Origin of the sequence: Streptococcus sp. 2154 (assembly GCF_013277255.1) — a bacterium.
Taxonomy (GTDB): Bacteria; Bacillota; Bacilli; order Lactobacillales; family Streptococcaceae; genus Streptococcus; species Streptococcus pseudopneumoniae.
The window spans coordinates 1-3,293 of the sequence record NZ_VMMK01000074.1 but is presented as its reverse complement, the minus strand read 5'-3'; the positions used below and the strand labels follow the sequence as shown (position 1 = coordinate 3,293).

The following is a 3,293-nucleotide window of genomic DNA, read 5'->3' as shown; positions in this document are numbered from 1 at the left end:
TGTTTGGAACGCTTTTTAAAGCTAAATGACTATATCAAGCAGATAGTAAAGAACCTTGGGCCTACTACTGGTTAGGAATCACTGGAGGGAAAGCTCCTGATTTTTTTTGCCCTTTCTCAAATTTCTGATCAATCCTATCTCATCCAATCTGAAACTTGTCATACCCAGACTACTGCAAAACTCATCTCAGACATTGTTCGCTTCGCTCAGATTACAAAATCCAATGAATTAGCTCAACTCCATATCATGGGACAACTCCATGAACTGATGTTTCATCTGGGAACTATTGCTCCCAATCAGAAAAAAGAATATTTCATCAACCTACCAACTCTATCTTGAATGCAAACGATTAATTGATAGCCACTATCCTCAATCACTTACAATTCAAGATTTAACAAAAGAACTATCCGTTCACAGAAGCTACTTATCAAGCGTATTCAAAGAATTTAATACCTTATCACCCAAAGAATACCTACTCTACGTTCGAATGCACCGAGCTAAACAACTTCTCGAAAATACCCAAGAATCCATCAAGGTAATTGCATACTCGGTAGGTTTTTCAGATCCACTACATTTTTCGAAAGCTTATAAACAATACTTTAATCAGACTCCAAGTCATACAAGAAAAGAATACTCTCAATACCAACTAGTGAGAAAGGCAACATTATGAAATCCTACCAAGCTGTCTACCAAATCCTATCTAAAGAAACCGACTATATCAGCGGAGAAAAAATCGCAGAAAAACTATCCCTAAGCCGAACATCAATTTGGAAAGCTATCAAGCGACTAGAACAAGAAGGGATTGAAATTGATAGTATCAAAAATAGAGGATATAAACTGATGAATGGTGACCTTATTCTTCCAGAGATTCTAGAAGAAAATCTTCCAATTAAAATCAGTTTTAAACCCGAAACAAAATCAACACAACTAGATGCAAAAGAAGCAATTGATTTAGGCTATGAAGCAAACACCCTCTATCTAGCTTCCTATCAAATAGCAGGGCGTGGCCGTTTTCAACGCTCCTTCTACTCTCCTCAAGGTGGCATTTATATGACCCTCCATCTTAAACCAAATCTTCCCTATGACAAATTACCGTCCTACACACTACTTGTAGCTGGAGCTGTCTACAAAGCCATTAAGAACCTAACTTTAATAGATGTCGACATAAAATGGGTCAATGATATCTACCTAAACAATCATAAAATTGGAGGAATTCTCACTGAAGCAATGACCTCTGTAGAAACTGGCTTAGTCACAGATATCATTATTGGAGTAGGTATCAATTTCACTATTAAAGACTTCCCTCAGGAATTAAAAGAAAAAGCTGCCAGCTTATTTAAAGCTACAGCTCCTATAACAAGGAATGAATTGATCATAGAAATCTGGCGTACTTTCTTCGAAACACCAGCAGAAGAGCTATTATACCTATACAAAAAACAGTCATTCGTTCTTGGAAAAGAAGTTACTTTCACACTAGATCAAAAAGACTACAAGGGACTTGCTAAAGACATCTCTGAAAGTGGAAAACTTTTGGTGCAATGTGATAACGGAAAAGAAATCTGGCTCAATAGCGGAGAAATTTCTCTCAAGAGTTGGAAGTAATAATAAATTAGAACAACCATAAAATCGACAGTATATAAAGATTTTAGCTTTTCTTCAACCCACTACAGTTGACAAAGAGCCTGAAAACTTCAAAAAACGGATTTTTATCGCTCTGAACATCAAAAAAGAAAGGACGAAATTTGTCCTTTCTCGAGCTTAGCTGACTTCAACCCACTACAGTTGACAAAGAGCCAAATGAAAAAGAGAGTTACAAACTCTCATTAAAACGGAGAATAAGGGATTCGAACCCTTGCGCCAGTTACCCGACCTAACGATTTAGCAAACCGTCCTCTTCAGCCTCTTGAGTAATTCTCCAATTAATGGGCACGAGTGGACTCGAACCACCGACCTCACGCTTATCAGGCGTGCGCTCTAACCACCTGAGCTACGCGCCCAAGTTAAAAAACTTGGTAATTTGAACAAAGTTCAAAGCGGGTGACGAGAATCGAACTCGCGACAACAGCTTGGAAGGCTGTAGTTTTACCACTAAACTACACCCGCATAAATACTATCAATAAAATGGCGCGAGACGGAATCGAACCGCCGACACATGGAGCTTCAATCCATTGCTCTACCAACTGAGCTACCGAGCCTTATTGCGGGAGCAGGATTTGAACCTACGACCTTCGGGTTATGAGCCCGACGAGCTACCGAGCTGCTCCATCCCGCGTTAATATAAAAGGAGGATGTGGGATTCGAACCCACGCACGCTTTTACACGCCTGACGGTTTTCAAGACCGTTCCCTTCAGCCGGACTTGGGTAATCCTCCAATATTCAAATGGACCTTGTAGGACTTGAACCTACGACCACTCGGTTATGAGCCGAGAGCTCTAACCAGCTGAGCTAAAGGTCCGACAAGATCATTATAGCGGCGAAGGGGATCGAACCCCCGACCTCCCGGGTATGAACCGGACGCTCTAGCCAGCTGAGCTACACCGCCATGAATCGGGAAGACAGGATTCGAACCTGCGACACCTTGGTCCCAAACCAAGTACTCTACCAAGCTGAGCTACTTCCCGAGTTAAATAGAAAAATGCACCCTAGAGGAGTCGAACCTCTAACCGCCTGATTCGTAGTCAGGTACTCTATCCAGTTGAGCTAAGGGTGCTCATTAGTTTATGCCGAAGACCGGAATCGAACCGGTACGATCGTTACCAATCGCAGGATTTTAAGTCCTGTGCGTCTGCCAGTTCCGCCACCCCGGCCTCTCTAAGCGAACGACGGGATTCGAACCCGCGACCCCCACCTTGGCAAGGTGGTGTTCTACCACTGAACTACGTTCGCACTGTTTTCTTCTATCTAAAAATGCCGGCTACATGACTTGAACACGCGACCCTCTGATTACAAATCAGATGCTCTACCAACTGAGCTAAGCCGGCTCATTTATTATATCTTAATGCGGGTTAAGGGACTTGAACCCCCACGCCGTTAAGCGCCAGATCCTAAATCTGGTGCGTCTGCCAATTCCGCCAAACCCGCATATATGACCCGTACTGGGCTCGAACCAGTGACCCATTGATTAAAAGTCAATTGCTCTACCAACTGAGCTAACGAGTCTAAAATAACTTGCGTTACCTTAAACGGTCCCGACGGGAATCGAACCCGCGATCTTCGCCGTGACAGGGCGACGTGATAACCGCTACACTACGGGACCTTTGGGAGTTAACGGGATCGAACCGCTGACCCTCTG

General features: G+C 43.0%; 1 protein-coding gene, 16 tRNA genes and 1 pseudogene. 2 read left to right on the top strand and 16 right to left on the bottom strand.

Annotated features, from left to right (window positions below):
- Positions 1-32: 32 nt before the first annotated feature.
- Positions 33-670: pseudogene (locus HT693_RS10895) on the top strand (AraC family transcriptional regulator); the annotation flags it as partial.
- Positions 667-1,602 (top strand): bifunctional biotin--[acetyl-CoA-carboxylase] ligase/biotin operon repressor BirA, encoded by a 936-nt coding sequence (gene birA, locus HT693_RS10890; RefSeq protein ID WP_000844510.1) that lies wholly within the window; start codon positions 667-669, stop codon positions 1,600-1,602. The pseudogene HT693_RS10895 and the gene birA, both read left to right, overlap by 4 nt.
- 227 nt (positions 1,603-1,829) lie before the next feature.
- Here the strand turns inward: birA and HT693_RS10885 are convergent.
- The 16 genes from HT693_RS10885 to HT693_RS10810 all read right to left on the bottom strand — a co-directional run bounded on the left by HT693_RS10885 (position 1,830) and on the right by HT693_RS10810 (position 3,257).
- Positions 1,830-1,917, bottom strand: a tRNA-Ser gene (locus HT693_RS10885).
- A gap of 6 nt (positions 1,918-1,923) precedes the next feature.
- A tRNA-Ile gene (locus HT693_RS10880) sits at positions 1,924-1,997 on the bottom strand.
- Between the two features lie 35 nt (positions 1,998-2,032).
- Positions 2,033-2,103 (bottom strand) — tRNA-Gly (locus tag HT693_RS10875).
- Positions 2,104-2,122: 19 nt separating this feature from the next.
- Positions 2,123-2,195: transfer RNA gene (locus HT693_RS10870), tRNA-Phe, on the bottom strand.
- A gap of 3 nt (positions 2,196-2,198) precedes the next feature.
- Positions 2,199-2,272 (bottom strand) — tRNA-Met (locus HT693_RS10865).
- Positions 2,273-2,282: 10 nt separating this feature from the next.
- Positions 2,283-2,372: transfer RNA gene (locus tag HT693_RS10860), tRNA-Ser, on the bottom strand.
- A gap of 10 nt (positions 2,373-2,382) precedes the next feature.
- Positions 2,383-2,456: transfer RNA gene (locus tag HT693_RS10855), tRNA-Ile, on the bottom strand.
- Positions 2,457-2,469: 13 nt separating this feature from the next.
- Positions 2,470-2,543, bottom strand: a tRNA-Met gene (locus HT693_RS10850).
- 5 nt (positions 2,544-2,548) lie between these two features.
- A tRNA-Pro gene (locus HT693_RS10845) sits at positions 2,549-2,622 on the bottom strand.
- Positions 2,623-2,637: 15 nt separating this feature from the next.
- Positions 2,638-2,711, bottom strand: a tRNA-Arg gene (locus HT693_RS10840).
- An 11-nt stretch (positions 2,712-2,722) separates the two neighbouring features.
- Positions 2,723-2,808: transfer RNA gene (locus HT693_RS10835), tRNA-Leu, on the bottom strand.
- 7 nt (positions 2,809-2,815) lie between these two features.
- Positions 2,816-2,887 (bottom strand) — tRNA-Gly (locus HT693_RS10830).
- A gap of 22 nt (positions 2,888-2,909) precedes the next feature.
- Positions 2,910-2,982 (bottom strand) — tRNA-Thr (locus tag HT693_RS10825).
- A gap of 18 nt (positions 2,983-3,000) precedes the next feature.
- Positions 3,001-3,082, bottom strand: a tRNA-Leu gene (locus tag HT693_RS10820).
- A gap of 5 nt (positions 3,083-3,087) precedes the next feature.
- Positions 3,088-3,160 (bottom strand) — tRNA-Lys (locus HT693_RS10815).
- Positions 3,161-3,184: 24 nt separating this feature from the next.
- Positions 3,185-3,257 (bottom strand) — tRNA-Asp (locus HT693_RS10810).
- Positions 3,258-3,293: the final 36 nt, after the last annotated feature.

What these genes read in the sequence shown, in the direction of transcription:
- birA (WP_000844510.1), top strand. Translation starts at nt 667, where the DNA reads ATGAAATCCTACCAAGCTGTCTACCAAATCCTATCTAAAGAAACCGAC.